The sequence below is a fragment of the Streptomyces sp. NPDC024698 genome (assembly GCF_055559015.1).
Window position 1 is genome coordinate 184,221 of record NZ_JBVHLK010000006.1, and the last position, 15,513, is coordinate 199,733.

Genomic DNA, 15,513 nt, shown 5'->3' on the forward strand with positions numbered 1-15,513 from the left:
TAGACCACCTCGTGGGGGGGGTTGGCCGTTTTTCCGGGCCTGTGGTTGGCGCCGGGGTTACTCGGCCCGGGTGGTCCCGGGGGGGGGGGGGGCCCGGGCGCGCGGCGGGCCCCACCCCTGCGTCGTCGTCAGGTCCGAATCAGAGCGACGTCATGACGTGCTTGATCCGGGTGTAGTCCTCGAAGCCGTACGCGGACAGGTCCTTGCCGTAGCCCGACCGCTTGAACCCGCCGTGCGGCATCTCGGCGACGAGCGCCATGTGGGAGTTGATCCACACGCAGCCGAAGTCGAGCCTCTTCGACATGCGCATCGCTCGCGCGTGGTCCTTGGTCCACACCGAGGAGGCCAGCGCGTAGTCGACGCCGTTGGCGTAGGCGACGGCCTGGTCCTCGTCCGTGAACGACTGGACGGTCATGACCGGGCCGAAGACCTCGTTCTGGATGATCTCGTCGTCCTGCCTGAGGCCCGAGACGACGGTCGGGGCGTAGAAGTAGCCCTGGTCGCCGACCCGGTGACCGCCGGCCTCGACGCGCGCGTGCTCGGGCAGCCGCTCGATGAAGCCGCTGACCTGGGCGAGCTGGCCCGCGTTGTTGAGCGGCCCGTACAGGACGTCCTCGTCGTCCGGCCGGCCGGTCTTCGTCCCGGCCGCGGCCTCGGCGAGCGCCGCGACGAACTCGTCGTGGACCGAGGCGTGGACCAGGACGCGGGTCGCGGCCGTGCAGTCCTGGCCGGCGTTGAAGAAGCCGCCGACGGCCAGGTCCTCGACCGCCTTCGTCAGGTCGGCGTCCTCGAAGACCACGGCCGGGGCCTTGCCGCCCAGCTCCAGGTGGACCCGCTTGACGTCCTTGGCCGCGCTCTGGGCGACCTGGATGCCGGCGCGGACCGAGCCGGTGATGGAGGCCATCGCCGGGGTCGGGTGCTCGACCATCAGACGGCCGGTGTCGCGGTCGCCGCAGACCACGTTGAAGATTCCCTTGGGCAGGCCGAGCTCCTCAAGGACCCCGCCGATGATCTCCGCGATCAGCACCGTGGAGGCCGGCGTGGTGTCCGAGGGCTTCAGGACGACCGCGTTGCCCGCGGCGAGCGCCGGGGCGAACTTCCAGACCGCCATCAGCAGGGGGTAGTTCCACGGCGCCACCTGGGCGCAGACGCCGACCGGCTCACGGCGGATGATCGAGGTCATACCCTCCATGTACTCGCCGGCCGAGCGGCCCTCCAGCATCCGGGCCGCGCCCGCGAAGAAGCGGACCTGGTCGATCGCGGGGCCGAGTTCCTCGTTGAGGGTGAGGTGCAGCGGCTTGCCGGTGTCGCGGCTCTCGGCGGCGACCAGTTCCTCGGCGCGTGCCTCCATCGCGTCGGCGATCTTCAGCAGCGCCCGCTGCCGCACGGACGGTGTCGCGTCGCGCCAGACGGGGAACGCGGCGGCCGCGGCCGCCATCGCCGCGTCGACGTCGGCCGCCCCCGAGAGCGGGGAGGTCGCGTAGACGTCACCTGTGGTGGGGTCGACCACATCGAGGGTCCGGCCGTCGGCGGCATCCGCGAACGAGCCGTCGATGTAGTTGCGGAACGTGCTGCTCATGGAACGTCTCTCCTGGTCAGGCGGCGGTGCGGGGGGACAGGTGCTCGTGCACGGCGAGCCAGGCGCCGTCCTCGGAGCGGGCGAAGACGATGGTCTCCCGCTCGTGCACCGTCTCCTCGCCGGCGTTCGTGGCGACCCGGGTCTCCACGTCGTGGCTGAAGACGGCCGTGTCGCCGAAGGGCTGGACGAGCTGTGCCGACGAGGTGCAGCCGAGGACGCGGAAGCCGTCCTGCTCGACCCACTCCCGCCACAGGGCGCGGTACTCGGCGGTCGAGCCGAGACGCTGCGCAGTGGTGTGGAAGACGAAGGTCGCCTCCGGTGCGAAGGCGCCGAAGTAGTCGTCGAGGCGGCCCTCGGCGAAGGCGGCGACGAGCGCGTCCGCGGCGGCCCGGATCTCCTGGACGGTGGTGGTGCTCATGCGCGGCTCCTGCTCAGGGGCGCCCGGCGTCAGGGCCGGGCGCCCGGTCGGTGGGGGTGGCGGGGGAGGGTCAGACGGCCGCGGCGGGCTCTGCGGTCTTCTCCTCGGCGCCACCGGTGATCGGCGTGATCTCGGCGTCGGTCGACGGGACGAAGCGGGGTCCTTCGGGACCGAACACGGCGCGCGGCTCGGGGAAGAAGGTGAGCGCGGCGAAGTAGAGGACGACCGCGAGGGCGAGGCCGACCGGCAGGGAGATGTCCGCGCCGTTCGCCAGGTTGCCCAGCGGGCCGACGAACTGGCCCGGCAGGTTGGTGAAGAGCAGGGCCACGACGGCGCTGACCAGCCAGGTGCCCATGCCACGCCAGTTCCAGCCGTGCGCGAACCAGTAGCGGCCGCCGCGCTGACGCCGGTTGAAGACCTGGAGGTCCTCCGCGTCGTACCAGCCGCGCCGGGTGACGAAGCCGAGCGCCATGACGACCATCCACGGTGCCGTGCAGGTGATGATCAGCGTGGCGAAGGTGGAGATGGACTGCGTGAGGTTCAGCGCGAAGCGGCCGATGAAGATGAACGCGATGGACAGGACGCCGATGAAGAAGGTGGCCTGGACACGGTTGAAGCGCGGGAAGACGCTGGAGAAGTCCAGGCCCGTGCCGTAGAGGGACGTCGTACCGGTGGACAGGCCGCCGATCAGGGCGATCAGGCAGAGCGGCAGGAAGTACCAGCCCGGGGAGATCGCCAGCAGTCCGCCGACGTAGTTCGGGGCGGCCGGGTCGACGTACTTCGCGGCCTTCGAGGCGATGATCGAGGCGGTCGCGAGGCCGAAGAGGAACGGCAGCAGGGTGGCGATCTGCGCCAGGAACGCGGCGCCCATCACCCGTCGGCGCGGGGTGTTCGCCGGGATGTAGCGCGACCAGTCACCGAGGAACGCGCCGAAGGAGACCGGGTTGGAGAGCACGATCAGCGCGGCGCCGATGAACGAGGGCCAGAACATCGCGTCGTGCGTCGAGGCGAAGGCGCCCGCGTAACCGGGGTCGAAGTCACCCGCGAAGGCGAACGCGCCGAGCACGAACAGGGCCGAGGCCGCCATCACCGCGATCTTGTTGACCAGCAGCATGAAACGGAAGCCGTAGACGCAGACGACGAGCACGAGCCCGGCGAAGATCGCGTACGCGACGCCGTACGTGACGTCCGACTCGGGGACGTGGACCAGCCGGTGCGCGCCGCCGACGAGCGCGTCTCCCGAGGACCACACCGAGATCGAGAAGAACGCGATCGCGGTGAGCAGGGACAGGAAGGAACCGACGACCCGGCCGTGGACACCCAGGTGCGCGGAGGAGGAGACGGCGTTGTTCGTGCCGTTGGCGGGGCCGAACAGCGCCATCGGAGCCAGCAGCAGCGCACCCGCGACCAGGCCGAGGACGGTCGCCGCGAGCCCCTGCCAGAAGGAGAGGCCGAAGAGGATCGGGAAGGCGCCCAGCACACAGGTCGCGAACGTGTTGGCGCCGCCGAAGGCGAGCCGGAACAGGTCGATCGGCCGGGCCGTGCGGTCCTCGTCGGGGATCCGCTCGACGCCGTATGTCTCGATTTCGGTGACCGATGTCGTCACGGCCCCTCCCATCTATTTTTGTACACCACTCAAATATCGGCACCCACAGTGTGAGGCCCCCGGTGACCTGCGACAATGGTGGGTATCACAGATGCGTACCATGTCTTTTGTGGCCGGCAACAAACTGACGATCCAGGACCTGCTCTCCTCGCCCGCCCTCCAGCTGACATTGAAGGCCGGCGGCGGTCTGGATCGGGCCGTCTCCTGGGCCCACGCCAGCGAGCTCGTCGACCCGACGCCCTGGCTCATGGGAGCCGAGCTGATCATGACCGCGGGCCTGGCCATCCCCAGGAGCGCGGCGGAACAGCGCGCCTATCTGGAGCGCCTGGACGACGCGGGGGCGTCCGGTCTCGCGCTCTCCGCGCAGCTGCACATGCCCCCGCTGCACGATGCGTTCTTCCGGGCGGCGGATGAGCGGGGCTTCCCGGTCCTGGAGGTGCCGCTCGCCGTCCCCTTCATCGCCGTCGCCCAGGAGGTCGCGGCCTCGGCGCAGGAGGAGGCCAGGCACCGGCTGGGCGCACAGCTCCAGGTGTTCGGCGCGCTGCGCTGGCTGGTCACGGAGGACCTGGACACACCGACACTCCTGCGCCGCCTCGAAGGCCTGTCCGGCTACGACGTGTTCCTCTGCACACCCCAGGGGCGCCCGCTGCTGCCCGGCGTCCCCGTGCCCGACCCGGCCGTCCTGCCCGCGTCCGTCGACGCCCCGCCGACGATCCCCGGCGGATTCGTCCTCCCGGTGCCCGCGCCCGGCGGACCCGCGGGCTTTCTCGTCGCGTACGAGCGCGAGGGCGCCCGGCCCGCAGGGCTCGCCGTCGTCCAGCACATCGCCACCGTCGCGGCCCTGCGGCTGGCGATGGTGCGCAACCAACGCGAGACCCTGCGCCGCGAGGGAGCGGAGACGTTCGCCGAACTGCTCCAGGAGGTGCTCGACCCCGAGGCGGCGCGGCGCAGGCTGGCCCGGCACGCGATCGAGGGCGACACCGTGCTGCTCATCGTGCGCCGCGCCACCGACGAGGCGCTGCTGCGCTGCCTGGAGGACCGGCCGCATCTGCTGCTCACCCGAGGCGAGGACCGCTATGTCCTCGGGGCGCCCGAGCTGGCGGCGGCCGTCGGCGAGCTGCCCTCGGTGGCGGCCGGGGCCAGCCGCCCCTTCACGCCGGGTGCCGCGCTGAAGGTCGCCCAGCGTGAGGCTCTGTGGGCGGTGTCCACGGCGGTCGAGTCGGGCCGTGGTGTCGTCCACTACGGGGACGACGGGGCGGGCCGGTGGCTGCCCGACGATCCCGCCGTCCTGACGGCGCTGGTCGAGCATGTGCTCGGCGGCGTACTGCGTTACGACGAGAGCCACGACTCGCGGCTGCTGGTCTCCGCCCGCACCTGGATGGAACGCGACCGGCGCACCGAGACGGCCGCCGCCGCGCTGCACATCCACCCCAACACCCTCGCCTACCGGTTGCGCCGCTTCGGCGCGCTCGCCGACCGTGATCTGACGTCGACGGCGGCTCTGGCCGAGGTCTGGCTCGCGATCCAGGCGGCGGGGGCGCTGGGCCTCACCGACTGAGCGGGCCCGCTGTTCCGCGCGACCCGGGCGCGGATCATCCCGCGCGCCGTGCGGCCGCCTCGACCAGACGCGTGATGTCGGCGAGGTCGGCCTCGAACTCGGCGGTGAGGTCGAGGGGCAGGTCGAGCCACGGCGCGAGCGTGCTGTGGCCGGGGAGGTCACCTGCGTCGAGATGACCCCGACGGCCGCGCGGGTCGTCGGCGCCGGGAGTGAAGCGGCCCGAGGCCTCGGAGGCGGCGAAGCCGATGACGAAGGTGCTGATCAGGCGTTCCAGCCGGGGCACCTGGGGCTCGGGGACCCCGGCCTCGATGAGCGCGGTGTAGATGATGTCCACCGCGCGCAGGCCGTCCGGGGTGACGGCGGGCCGCGAGAAGAGCAGATACGCGGCCCAGGGGTGCCGCTGGGTCACCTCTCGGGCCGCGTGCGCGAGGGCGCGGAGCCGTTCGTCCCAGGTGCGGTGCTCGGCGCGGTCCGAGGGCAGCAACGTGGTGAGCAGTCGCCCGACCATGCCGTCCAGCAGTGCCGACTTGTCCTTGACGTGCCGGTACAGCGCCATGGGCGTCACTCCGACGCGATCGGCCAGGGCGCGCATCGAGACGGCGTCGACCCCGTGCTCGTCGGCGATGGCCACGGCGGCGTCCAGGATCTCTTCCCGTCTCCCACTCATGGGTCTACAGTGTAGACGTATACGGCGTAGACGTGTACGGCGTAGACCTCATGAAGGACGGATGATGCTGACCGCAGAGGGATTGGTGAAGCGCTACGGCTCACGCCGCGCGCTCGACGGGTTCGGCCTGACGGTCCCGGCCGGGGAGATCGTGGGTCTGATCGGCCACAACGGCGCGGGCAAGACGACGTTCGTCGAGATCGTCTCCGGTCTCGTACGCCCCGACGCGGGCCGCGTCGCCATCGCGGGGCTCGACGCCCTGCGCGACGGCCGGGCCGCACGGCGCTTCCTCGGCGTGGCCCCGCAGGAACTCGCCCTGTACGGGAGCACCACCGCGCGCGAGAACCTGCGGCTGTTCGCCGGACTCGCGGGATTCCGCGGACGGCGCGGGGACGCGGAGATCGCCGACGTCCTGGACGAACTGCGCCTGACCGCCGTGGCGGACCGGCCCGTGGCCGCCCTGTCCGGAGGGCAGCGCCGCCGGGTCCAGGCGGCCACCGCCATGGTCGGATCACCGCCGCTGCTCCTGCTGGACGAGCCGACCGCCGGAGCCGACCCCGAGACCCGTTCGGCCCTCCTGAACGCGGTCAGAGCACGCGCCGAAGCGGGTGCGGCCGTCGTCTACACGACCCACTATCTGCCCGAACTCGTCGATCTGGACGCCACGTTGGCGCTCGCGCGGGACGGGCGGATCATCGCGCGCGGCACCCAGGACGAACTCACCCGCCATCTGCCCGGCGAACTCCGGGTCACCTTCGCCGACCCGGACGAACCCGAGCTGCGCCGGCCGACCATGGACCCCGGTGCCGATCTGGCCGCCCTGCTCGCGTCCGGACGGACACCCGTCTCCGTCGACATACGCAGGCCCGGACTCGACGATCTCTACCGCTCCATGGAGACCGCCGGAACCGCGACGCCCGCGGAGGTCCGTGATGCCGCGTGAGTCCGCCGCCCGTCTGAGGGTGCTGGTGCGCCACAACGTGCTGCTCATGGCGCGCGAACCCGGCCCGGTCCTGAGCCGGATGATCCTTCCGCTCGTCTTCATCACGCTGCTGCGCCCGCTCTACCTCGCCGGGCAGGGCCGCGCGGCCGGCACGGAACAAGCGGTCGTCGGCACGCTGGTCACCTTCTCGCTGCTCGCGCTCAGCATCTGCGGCGGCGCGATCCTGACCGAACGGCTCGGCCGGACCTGGGACCGGCTGCGCGGAACCACCCTGCGTCCCGCCGAACTGCTGGTGGGCAAGGCCGTTCCGGCCTTCGCGGTGCTGCTCGCCCAGCAGTTCCTTGTCGTGGGATTCGCCGTGTGCGCCTTCGGCCTGCGTGTCCCGCATCCGTTCCTGCTCCTGGGTGTTCTGCTCAGCTGGAGCTGCGCACTCCTCGGACTCGGTGCCCTGTTCGGCGTGCTGGTGCGCAGCCTGGGCGCCCTGTCGGCCGCGTTCGACATCGGCGGGATGCTGCTGAGCAGCGTCGGCGGCGCGCTCGTCCCGCTCGCCGCCCTGCCGGTCTGGGTCTCGGACATCGCCCCTGCCTCGCCCGGCTACTGGGCCGTTCGCGGCATGCGTGCCGCCCTGTCCGGAGACACGACCACGGTGGCGGAGGCCTGCGGCACGCTGCTCGGCGTGGCGCTGGTCTGCGGATGCGTCGCCTCCGTCCGACTCCGGGGCCGCAGCGGCCGGTTGGTGGCCCTCTAGCGGGAAGCGCGGGCGGCTACTCGGGTCGGCGCAGGCCCGCGACGAGGGTGTCGACCAGCCGTCTCGCGTCGTAGCGCGGGTCGTTGTGGGCGCCGATGCAGAGGTTGCCGATACCGCGCATCAGCTCGTAGGCCGTCGGGCCGGGGCGGATCTCGCCGGACTCGGCCGCAGCGTCGAGGAGTTGGGCGCACACGGGGAGCAGGCGGTCGAGGAAGTAGGTGTGCAGCGTCTCGAACGCCGTGTTGTCGGGCTGGAGTACGGCGGCGAGCCCGTGCTTGGTGGCGAGGAAGTCGACGAACAGATCGATCCACCGGGACAGCGCCTCGTAGGGTGACCCGCTCTCGCTCAGCAGGACCGGTCCCGCCTCGGCGCAGGCCTCGACCTGGTGCCGGTAGACGGCGACGATGAGGTCGGCCCGCGTCGGGAAGTGGCGGTAGATGGTGGCCGTCCCGACGCCGGCCCTGGCGGCGATGTCGCGCACGGGTGCCTCCACGCCGGACGCGGAGAAGATCGCGGCGGCGGCGTCGAGCAGGGACTCCTGGTTGCGCCGGGCGTCGGCCCGTCTGGGGCGGGCCGCCTGTCCCTTGGTCTCGTCGCTGTCACTCATCGTGTGCCTTTACCTCCGTGTCTTCGTGTCCGTCCGCGCCGGGGCTCACCTGCCACGAAGCCCCGGCCCGTCCTGCTAAACGGGACACCGTTCCGCATTGCCTTGCGAAGCGGGACGCTGTTCCGTATCGTTAAACGGGACGCCGTTCCGTTTGCCCATGATGGCAGACGGGGGACCTGGCGACCAACCCGCGGCGAACCCGCGAAGCCCTCGCGGCGGCTCGCCCGCGATGAAGGAGACACAGACATGCAGTACCGTACGCTCGGCCGCACCGGTGTTCAGGTCGGCTCCCTCGCGCTCGGCGCGATGAACTTCGGCAGGATCGGGCGCACCACCCAGGACGAGGCCACCGCGATCGTGGACGCGGCTCTCGACGGCGGGATCAACCTCATCGACACCGCCGACATGTACGGCGAGGGCGAGTCGGAGGAGATGGTCGGCAAGGCCATCGCCGGTCGCCGCGACGACATCGTGCTGGCCACGAAGGCCGGCCTGCCCATGGGCGACGAGCGCAACCACCGGGGCGGTTCACGCCGTTGGCTGATCACCGAACTGGAGAACAGCCTGCGCAGGCTGGGCGTCGACCACGTCGATCTCTACCAGATCCACCGGTGGGACCCGAGCACCTCCGACGAGGAGACCCTGTCGGCCCTCACCGATCTCCAACGCGCGGGAAAGATCCGTTACTTCGGCTCGTCCACCTATCCCGCCCACCGCATCGTCCAGGCCCGATGGACCGCCCGCGAGCATCACTTGAGGCCCTTCGCCACCGAACAGCCCAGCTACTCCATCCTGCAACGGGGGATCGAGGCCCATGTCCTGCCCGTGACCGAGGAGTACGGCCTCGGTGTCCTGGCCTGGAGCCCGCTGGCCTCGGGCTGGCTGTCGGGCGCGGTCAGGAAGGGGCGTGACATCACCACCAGCCGCTCGGCGCTCATGCCGCAGCGCTTCGACATCAGCGCCGACTTCAACCGGGCCAGGCTGGATGCCGTGGAGAAGCTGGCCGAGGTCGCCGAGCAGGCGGGGCTCACCATGATCCAGCTCGCGCTCGGATTCGTGACCGCGCATCCGGCCGTGACGAGCGCGCTCATCGGACCCCGCACGACGGACCATCTGCACGCACAGCTCGCCGCCGCCGACACCGTGCTTACCGCCGACGTCCTCGACGCCGTCGACGCGATCGTGGCCCCCGGCACGGATCTCGCCCCGCACGAGAAGTTCGACACCCCGCCGGCGCTCCTCGACCCCTCGCTGCGACGCCGCTGATCCTCCGAGGCCCCGTGTATCGCGGGCGTATCGGAAACCGCATACGCCGCCGCAACCCGTCCTCTTCTTGACTGGCGGCATGAGTAACAACGCACCCCTGTCGGCATCGCCCCGCCGCGTGCGCGGGACCGTGCTCCTCGGCCTCGCGGTCCTCGGTCTGGCGGGCGCCCTGTTCGTCGTACGTCGGCCGCTCATGATGGCCGCGCCGCGGTGCGTGGCCGGGCACTGGCACGGCTGCTACGACACGTTCAACGGCGTGGTGCTCATGACACTGGTCGCCCTGCCGTTGTCCGTGCTGATCGCGTGGGCGCTCGCGTCCCGGCGGCACGCCCGAGGCGCCACCTCGACCTGGGCGTGGCGCCGGTCGCTGGCCGAGGTGGGCATGGTCCACGGGACGGTGCCGTTCCTGTGGCTGACGATGATGCCCGGCCTGGCGCCCGGCGTCGCTCCCCGCCGCGTCAGCCTCGTACCCCTGCGGGACCTGGTCACGATGGGTGCGGGCGGGATCATCGGCAACCTGCTGGTCTTCGCGGCGCTGGGGTTCTTCGCCCCGATGCGGTTCGCGTCCCTGGCGTCCGTGCCGAGGGTCCTGGCACTGGGTGCGGCCTCCTCGGCCCTGGTCGAGGTCGCGCAGTACGTCCTGTGGCTGGACCGGGTGTCCTCCGTGGACGACGTCCTGGTCAACGCCACCGGCGCCGTCCTGGCCGGGCTGGCGTCGCGCCGCTGGTGGCGCACCCGGACGGCGGCGCCCTCGGAGCGGCGCCGCCGGCCCGATCCGGTTCCGGCCCGCTGACCGGCGTGCCCGGTGCCCGCACGGCGTCGCCCACCACGGCGCACTCGGCGTGCGTACGCGGCCACGCACCTCGGCGCGGTCGGGGTGCGTGGCCGCGCACGACGGCGCGGCCGGGGTGCGCGTCCTCGCATACGACGGCGATATGCCCTGCTGCTTAGTCTTCGGACATGCGTGTACTGATCGTGGAGGACGAGCCCTACCTGGCGGAGGCCGTCCGTGACGGTCTGCGGCTGGAGGCGATCGCCGCCGACATCGCGGGCGACGGCGACTCCGCCCTGGAACTGCTCGGCGTCAACTCCTACGACCTCGCCGTCCTCGACCGCGACATCCCCGGCCCCTCGGGCGACGAGGTCGCCCGGCGCATCGTCGCCTCGGGCAGCGGCATCCCGATCCTCATGCTCACCGCCGCCGACCGGATCGACGACAAGGCCTCCGGCTTCGAACTCGGTGCCGACGACTACCTCACCAAGCCGTTCGAGCTGCGGGAGCTCGTGATGCGGCTCAGGGCGCTCGACCGCAGACGCGCGCATGCCCGGCCGCCGGTCCGTGAGATCGGGGGCCTGCGGCTGGACCCGTTCCGCCGGGAGGTCTTCCGCGACGGACGCCATGTCGCGCTCACCCGGAAGCAGTTCGCCGTGCTCGAAGTCCTCGTCGCCGCCGAGGGCGGTGTCATCAGCGCCGAAGAGCTGCTCGGGCGGGCCTGGGACGAGAACGCCAACCCCTTCACCAACGCCGTCCGCATCACCGTCTCCGCCCTGCGCAAACGACTCGGCGAACCGTGGATCATCGCCACCGTGCCAGGCGTCGGCTACCGGATCGACACCGGCACCGACCCCTCGGACCCCCGTGGCCTCCATGACTAGACGCCCGGGGCGCAGCGCCCGGCTGAAGCTCACCCTCAGCTACGCCGGATTCCTCTTCGTCGCCGGGACCCTCCTGCTGGCCGTGATGTGGGTCTTCGTGCTGCGCTGGCTGCCGGCCGACGACCCGAGGCTCATCCAGAGGACGTACGGCGCCGTGATCATCGTCGGGCCCGGCCGCGCCGACCTCCTGCGCGGCTTCGCGCCCGCCGCGGCCGTCGCGCTGGCCTTCCTGCTGGCGTTCGGCCTGCTCGGGGGATGGATCCTCGCCGGCCGGATGCTCTCGCCCCTGACCCAGGTCACCGACGCGGTACGGACGGCCGCGAACGGGTCGCTGTCCCACCGGATCCGCATGAAGGGCCGCCAGGACGAGTTCCGCGAACTCTCCGACGCGTTCGACTCGATGCTCGAACAGATCGAGTCCCACGTGGCCGAGCAGCGGCGGTTCGCCGCGAACGCCTCCCACGAACTGCGCACCCCGCTCGCGATCTCGCGGACACTCCTGGACGTCGCCCGCAAGGACCCCACGCGGGACCGGGACGAACTCGTCGAGCGGTTGCGGGCCGTCAACACGCGGGCGATCGACCTCACCGAGGCACTCCTGCTGCTCGGCCGCAGCGAGCGCGGAGACTTCCCCCGTGAGCGCGTCGACCTCTCGCTCGTCGCCGAGGAGGCCGCCGAAACGCTGCTCCCGCTCGCCGAGCAGCGCCGGATCACGCTCGACGTCACCGGCGGGGCGGCCCGTACCAGCGGCTCAGCGGAGCTTCTGCTGCGGATGGTGACGAACCTGGTCCAGAACGCCGTCGTCCACAACCTCCCCGACGGCGGCACCGTGACGGTCCACACCGAGGCGCACGGCGACGCGAGCGTGCTGCGGGTCGAGAACACGGGCCGGCGGCTCCCGCCCGAGCTGCTGCCGACCCTGACCGAACCGTTCCGGCGGGGAACGGAACGCGTACGCACCGACGAACACACCGGTGTCGGCCTCGGCCTCGCCATCGTCGCCGGCGTCGTCCGGGCCCACGACGGGACCCTCGAACTCGTGGCCCGTCCCGAGGGCGGTCTCCAGGTCACGGTCCGGCTGCCCGGAGCCAGGTGACCCCGGACTCAGCGTCCCTTGCGCACCCGGGCCGCCGCGCGGGCCTCCGCCGCCTTGCGGGCGTCCGCGGTCTTGCGGGTCTCCTTGGCGGCGCGCCCGGGGCGGGTGCCCATCCCGCGGAAGGGGGCGTTGCCCGTGACCGGCCCCGTCGGCGGACGCTTGGCCCCGGTGATGGCGCTCAGCGCGGCCTCGCCCGAGCGCACCGGTGTGGCGGTGGGCCGGACGCCGGCCTCGGACATCAGCCGGTTCACCTCGCGCCGCTGGTCGGGGGTGACCAGGGTGACCACCTTCCCGGACTCTCCGGCGCGCGCGGTGCGCCCGCCGCGGTGCAGGTAGTCCTTGGCGTCGGCGGGCGGGTCCACGTTGACGACGAGGTCGAGCGCGTCGATGTGAATGCCCCGCGCGGCGACGTTGGTGGCCACCAGCACGTTGATCTCGCCGTTCTTGAACTGGGCGAGCGTGTGCGTGCGTTGCGGCTGCGACTTGCCGCTGTGCAGGGCGGAGGCGCGGATGCCGCTGGCCCGCAGGTGACGGGTGAACTGGTCCACGCCCGCCTTGGTGTCCAGGAACATCAGCACCCGGCCGTCACGGGCGGCGATCTCGGTCGCCGTCGCGTACTTGTCGGCGCCATGGATGTTCAGCACGTGGTGCTCCATCGTGGCGACCGAGCCCGCCACCCGGTCGACCGAGGCGTGCACCGGGTCGTGGAGGTAGTTCTGGACGAGCTGATCGACGTTGCGGTCGAGCGTCGCCGAGAACAGCAGCCGCTGCCCGTCGGCACGCACCTGTTCCATGAGGTCCGAGACCTGGGGCAGGAAGCCCAGGTCGCACATCTGGTCCGCCTCGTCCAGAACCGTGATCCGCACCTGGTTCAGGAAGCAGTCCCGGCGTGACACCAGATCGGTGAGCCGCCCCGGCGTCGCGATGAGCACCTCGACGCCGGACCTCAGCTGTGCCTGCTGCCGGTTGATCGAGAGACCGCCCACCACCGTCGCCAGTCGTACGTCCAAGGTCCGCGCGTACGGTTCCAGCGCGTCGCTCACCTGCTGGGCCAGCTCCCGGGTGGGCACCAGGACCAGCGCCAGGGGCCGCTTGGCCTCCGCGCGCAGCCCCGCGGTCCGGACGAGCAGGGCCAGTCCGAAGGCGAGCGTCTTGCCGGAGCCGGTCCTGGCCCGGCCGAGGACGTCGTGTCCCGCCAGCGCGTTCGGCAGGGTCGCGGCCTGGATCGGGAAGGGCTTCGTCACCCCGAGCCCGGTCATCTCGGCCACCAGGTTCGCCGGCAGGCCGAGCGCGTCGAACGAGGCGACGGGAGGCAGGCCGGTGCCGGATCCGGACGACGGCGCCGGGGTCTCGTCCCGCGGCGCCGGCTGATGCCCGCCGGCGTCGGAGTGTCCGGGGGCCGGCGGCTTCGCGTTCATGGGGGAACCTTCCTCAGTCTGACGCCCGGGAACGCCCCGGGGCCCGTACCACTCGGCACGGGCCCCGGTGACTTCGAAGCGTGCTCCCCATTTTACCAGTGGACCCGGGCGCGGCGGGGTCCGGCCGCCGGGGGGCACCCGCCGGACACCCGCCGGTGTGACCTTCTTCCTTGCGGTCGGCGCCCCGGTGTGGCAAGCATCTCCGCAACGAGTCTCCGAAGAACTGTTATTCGAGGTTCCGCGGGCGGTCTCCCAGGCAACGGCAGCATCGCTCGGAGTCGAGGACAGGGAAGTTTTATGAGGAGACAGAACCCGGTGGAGCCGGCGGCACTGGTGACTGCCGCCCGGTCGGGCGACTCGGCGGCTCAGGACGCCCTGGTGAGCGCCTATCTCCCCTTGGTCTACAACATCGTCGGACGCGCGCTGAACGGCTCCGTGGACGTCGACGACGTCGTGCAGAACACCATGCTCCGCGCCCTGGACGGCCTGGAGAGCCTGCGCGAACCGGAGAACTTCCGCTCCTGGCTCGTGGCGATCGCGATGAACCAGGTCCGGGCGCACTGGCGGGACCGCCGGCTGGCCCCGGACGGCGTGGAGGAGGCGGAGGAATTCGCCGACCCGGGCGCCGACTTCGTGGACCTGACCATGGTGCGGCTCCAGCTGTCCGGGCAGCGCCGGGAGACCGCGCTCGCGACCCGCTGGCTCGAACCCGACGACCGCGGGGTGCTTTCTCTGTGGTGGCTGGAGTGCGCCGGTGAAGTGACCCGGGCCGAGGTGGCCGAGGCGCTGGAGCTGTCGCCGCAGCACACGGCGGTCCAAGTGCAGCGGATGAAGGCCCAGTTGGAAACGGCCCGGGTGGTCGTACGAGCCCTCGCCGCCCAGCCGCCCTGCGAGGAACTGCGGGGTGTCCTCGCCTCGTGGGACGGCCGGCCCTCGGCGCTGTGGCGCAAGCGGATCGCCCGGCACGCCCGCGACTGTGTCCGTTGCTCCGGTCTGTGGAGCGGTCTGATGCCCGCGGAGGGACTGCTGGCCGGCCTGGCGCTCGTCGCCGTGTCGCCGGGACTGACCGCGGCGCTGCGGAGCGCGTCCGGAGGGATGGCCGCCACGGGCTCGGCGTCCCGGACCCCGACCGCCGCCGGGCACGCCGAACCGGGCTCGACGGGGTCCGGGCACCGGGCGCCCCGTGGCAGGGCGACCTCGCGCGGGGAGGCGCGCAGGCGCCGACGCGTACGGCGCCGAGCCCTGGGCGGTGCCCTGGTGGCGGTCTGTGTGGCGGGCGGCGGCCTCTGGTACTTCGACCTCGGCCCCGGGTCGCGGACGGACGACGCGGGTCCTTCGCGCGACAAGGGAACCTCCGTCGTGGACCTCTCGGCACCGGAGGCCTCCGGCACCTCCTCCGCGACGGCAGGCGCCTCGGCCTCGTCCTCTCCGTCCCCGTCGAGGAAGCCGAAGGCGAAGGCCTCGAAGAAGTCGCGCCCCGCCGAGCCCAGCAAGTCGGCCGCCGCGACCTCGGCCGCGCCGGCCCGGCGGACGGCCGGCGTGGCCCAGGCGCAGTCGGCTCCGACGACGACCATCGGGCAGGTGGTGGCGCTGGTGAACAAGGAGCGGGCGGCGGCGGGCTGCGGTCCGGTCACGGAGGACCCGCAGCTGGAGGACGCGGCCCAGGCCCACTCCGACGACATGGCCGCCCGGAACTTCTTCGAGCACACCAACCCGGACGGCGCCGACCCGGGGCAGCGCATCACCGCCGCCGGTTACCAGTGGTCCACGTACGGCGAGAACATCGCCATGGGGCAGCAGACCCCGCAGGCCGTGATGGACTCCTGGATGAACAGCCCGGGGCACCGCGCGAACATCCTCAACTGCTCGTTCAAGAACATCGGCGTCGGGGTGCACAAGGGGTCGGGCGGCCCGTGGTGGACCCAGGACTTCGGGGCGAAGCTGTGATGTC

At 72.0% G+C, this 15,513-nt stretch carries 14 protein-coding genes; 8 read left to right on the forward strand and 6 right to left on the reverse strand.

Going from position 1 to position 15,513, the window contains the following annotated elements; translation table 11 throughout:
- Positions 1–139: 139 nt before the first annotated feature.
- The 3 genes from ACZ4AA_RS16415 to ACZ4AA_RS16425 form a co-directional block, all read right to left on the reverse strand.
- Positions 140–1,579, reverse strand: a complete 1,440-nt coding sequence (locus ACZ4AA_RS16415) for a gamma-aminobutyraldehyde dehydrogenase (RefSeq protein ID WP_467601688.1) — start codon at positions 1,577–1,579, stop codon at positions 140–142.
- 16 nt (positions 1,580–1,595) lie between these two features.
- Positions 1,596–1,997 carry a YybH family protein gene (locus tag ACZ4AA_RS16420; RefSeq protein ID WP_467601690.1) on the reverse strand — a complete coding sequence of 134 codons (402 nt, stop codon included), beginning with the start codon at positions 1,995–1,997 and terminating at the stop codon, positions 1,596–1,598.
- Between the two features lie 70 nt (positions 1,998–2,067).
- Positions 2,068–3,603, reverse strand: a complete 1,536-nt coding sequence (locus tag ACZ4AA_RS16425; RefSeq protein ID WP_467601692.1) for a purine-cytosine permease family protein — start codon at positions 3,601–3,603, stop codon at positions 2,068–2,070.
- A gap of 100 nt (positions 3,604–3,703) precedes the next feature.
- Between ACZ4AA_RS16425 and ACZ4AA_RS16430 the strand changes: the two genes are divergently transcribed.
- Positions 3,704–5,161 carry a PucR family transcriptional regulator gene (locus ACZ4AA_RS16430; RefSeq protein ID WP_467601694.1) on the forward strand — a complete coding sequence of 486 codons (1,458 nt, stop codon included), beginning with the start codon at positions 3,704–3,706 and terminating at the stop codon, positions 5,159–5,161.
- Positions 5,162–5,195: 34 nt separating this feature from the next.
- Here the strand turns inward: ACZ4AA_RS16430 and ACZ4AA_RS16435 are convergent, their stop codons facing one another.
- Positions 5,196–5,828 (reverse strand): TetR/AcrR family transcriptional regulator, encoded by a 633-nt coding sequence (locus ACZ4AA_RS16435; protein WP_467601696.1) that lies wholly within the window; start codon positions 5,826–5,828, stop codon positions 5,196–5,198.
- Between the two features lie 64 nt (positions 5,829–5,892).
- On the opposite strand from ACZ4AA_RS16435, the gene ACZ4AA_RS16440 reads away from it, so the two are divergent.
- Positions 5,893–6,771: an ABC transporter ATP-binding protein gene (locus tag ACZ4AA_RS16440; RefSeq protein ID WP_467601698.1), complete on the forward strand. Its 879-nt coding sequence runs from the start codon at positions 5,893–5,895 to the stop codon at positions 6,769–6,771.
- Entirely contained in the window at positions 6,761–7,519 is a 759-nt protein-coding gene (locus ACZ4AA_RS16445; protein WP_467601700.1) for an ABC transporter permease, read from the forward strand. Before ACZ4AA_RS16440 ends, ACZ4AA_RS16445 begins: the two co-directional genes overlap by 11 nt.
- Before the next feature lie 16 nt (positions 7,520–7,535).
- On the opposite strand, the gene ACZ4AA_RS16450 is transcribed toward ACZ4AA_RS16445, so the two are convergent.
- On the reverse strand, positions 7,536–8,126 hold the full coding sequence (locus tag ACZ4AA_RS16450) for a TetR/AcrR family transcriptional regulator (RefSeq protein ID WP_467601702.1): 591 nt from the start codon (positions 8,124–8,126) through the stop codon (positions 7,536–7,538).
- 246 nt (positions 8,127–8,372) lie between these two features.
- Between ACZ4AA_RS16450 and ACZ4AA_RS16455 the strand changes: the two genes are divergently transcribed.
- From ACZ4AA_RS16455 to ACZ4AA_RS16470, 4 genes are all read left to right on the forward strand, one after another.
- Complete coding sequence (locus tag ACZ4AA_RS16455; protein WP_467601704.1) at positions 8,373–9,392, forward strand: aldo/keto reductase; 1,020 nt, start codon at positions 8,373–8,375, stop codon at positions 9,390–9,392.
- 79 nt (positions 9,393–9,471) lie between these two features.
- Positions 9,472–10,185, forward strand: a complete 714-nt coding sequence (locus ACZ4AA_RS16460) for a VanZ family protein (protein ID WP_467601706.1) — start codon at positions 9,472–9,474, stop codon at positions 10,183–10,185.
- Positions 10,186–10,352: 167 nt separating this feature from the next.
- Positions 10,353–11,048 (forward strand): response regulator transcription factor, encoded by a 696-nt coding sequence (locus ACZ4AA_RS16465; RefSeq protein WP_467601708.1) that lies wholly within the window; start codon positions 10,353–10,355, stop codon positions 11,046–11,048.
- Complete coding sequence (locus tag ACZ4AA_RS16470; protein WP_467601711.1) at positions 11,041–12,144, forward strand: sensor histidine kinase; 1,104 nt, start codon at positions 11,041–11,043, stop codon at positions 12,142–12,144. The genes ACZ4AA_RS16465 and ACZ4AA_RS16470 overlap by 8 nt, the downstream gene beginning before the upstream one ends.
- Before the next feature lie 8 nt (positions 12,145–12,152).
- On the opposite strand, the gene ACZ4AA_RS16475 is transcribed toward ACZ4AA_RS16470, so the two are convergent.
- Positions 12,153–13,562, reverse strand: a complete 1,410-nt coding sequence (locus tag ACZ4AA_RS16475; protein WP_467601713.1) for a DEAD/DEAH box helicase — start codon at positions 13,560–13,562, stop codon at positions 12,153–12,155.
- A gap of 297 nt (positions 13,563–13,859) precedes the next feature.
- On the opposite strand from ACZ4AA_RS16475, the gene ACZ4AA_RS16480 reads away from it, so the two are divergent.
- Complete coding sequence (locus ACZ4AA_RS16480) at positions 13,860–15,509, forward strand: sigma-70 family RNA polymerase sigma factor (RefSeq protein WP_467601715.1); 1,650 nt, start codon at positions 13,860–13,862, stop codon at positions 15,507–15,509.
- Positions 15,510–15,513: the final 4 nt, after the last annotated feature.

Bases quoted from the DNA above. Each gene is read 5' to 3' on its own strand.
- ACZ4AA_RS16470 (WP_467601711.1), top strand. From the start codon at position 11,041: ATGACTAGACGCCCGGGGCGCAGCGCCCGGCTGAAGCTCACCCTCAGC.
- ACZ4AA_RS16445 (WP_467601700.1), top strand. From the start codon at position 6,761: ATGCCGCGTGAGTCCGCCGCCCGTCTGAGGGTGCTGGTGCGCCACAAC.
- ACZ4AA_RS16475 (WP_467601713.1), bottom strand. From the start codon at position 13,562: ATGAACGCGAAGCCGCCGGCCCCCGGACACTCCGACGCCGGCGGGCAT.
- ACZ4AA_RS16430 (WP_467601694.1), top strand. From the start codon at position 3,704: ATGTCTTTTGTGGCCGGCAACAAACTGACGATCCAGGACCTGCTCTCC.
- ACZ4AA_RS16480 (WP_467601715.1), top strand. From the start codon at position 13,860: ATGAGGAGACAGAACCCGGTGGAGCCGGCGGCACTGGTGACTGCCGCC.
- ACZ4AA_RS16450 (WP_467601702.1), bottom strand. From the start codon at position 8,126: ATGAGTGACAGCGACGAGACCAAGGGACAGGCGGCCCGCCCCAGACGG.
- ACZ4AA_RS16420 (WP_467601690.1), bottom strand. From the start codon at position 1,997: ATGAGCACCACCACCGTCCAGGAGATCCGGGCCGCCGCGGACGCGCTC.
- ACZ4AA_RS16435 (WP_467601696.1), bottom strand. From the start codon at position 5,828: ATGAGTGGGAGACGGGAAGAGATCCTGGACGCCGCCGTGGCCATCGCC.
- ACZ4AA_RS16455 (WP_467601704.1), top strand. From the start codon at position 8,373: ATGCAGTACCGTACGCTCGGCCGCACCGGTGTTCAGGTCGGCTCCCTC.
- ACZ4AA_RS16440 (WP_467601698.1), top strand. From the start codon at position 5,893: ATGCTGACCGCAGAGGGATTGGTGAAGCGCTACGGCTCACGCCGCGCG.
- ACZ4AA_RS16465 (WP_467601708.1), top strand. From the start codon at position 10,353: ATGCGTGTACTGATCGTGGAGGACGAGCCCTACCTGGCGGAGGCCGTC.
- ACZ4AA_RS16460 (WP_467601706.1), top strand. From the start codon at position 9,472: ATGAGTAACAACGCACCCCTGTCGGCATCGCCCCGCCGCGTGCGCGGG.
- ACZ4AA_RS16415 (WP_467601688.1), bottom strand. From the start codon at position 1,579: ATGAGCAGCACGTTCCGCAACTACATCGACGGCTCGTTCGCGGATGCC.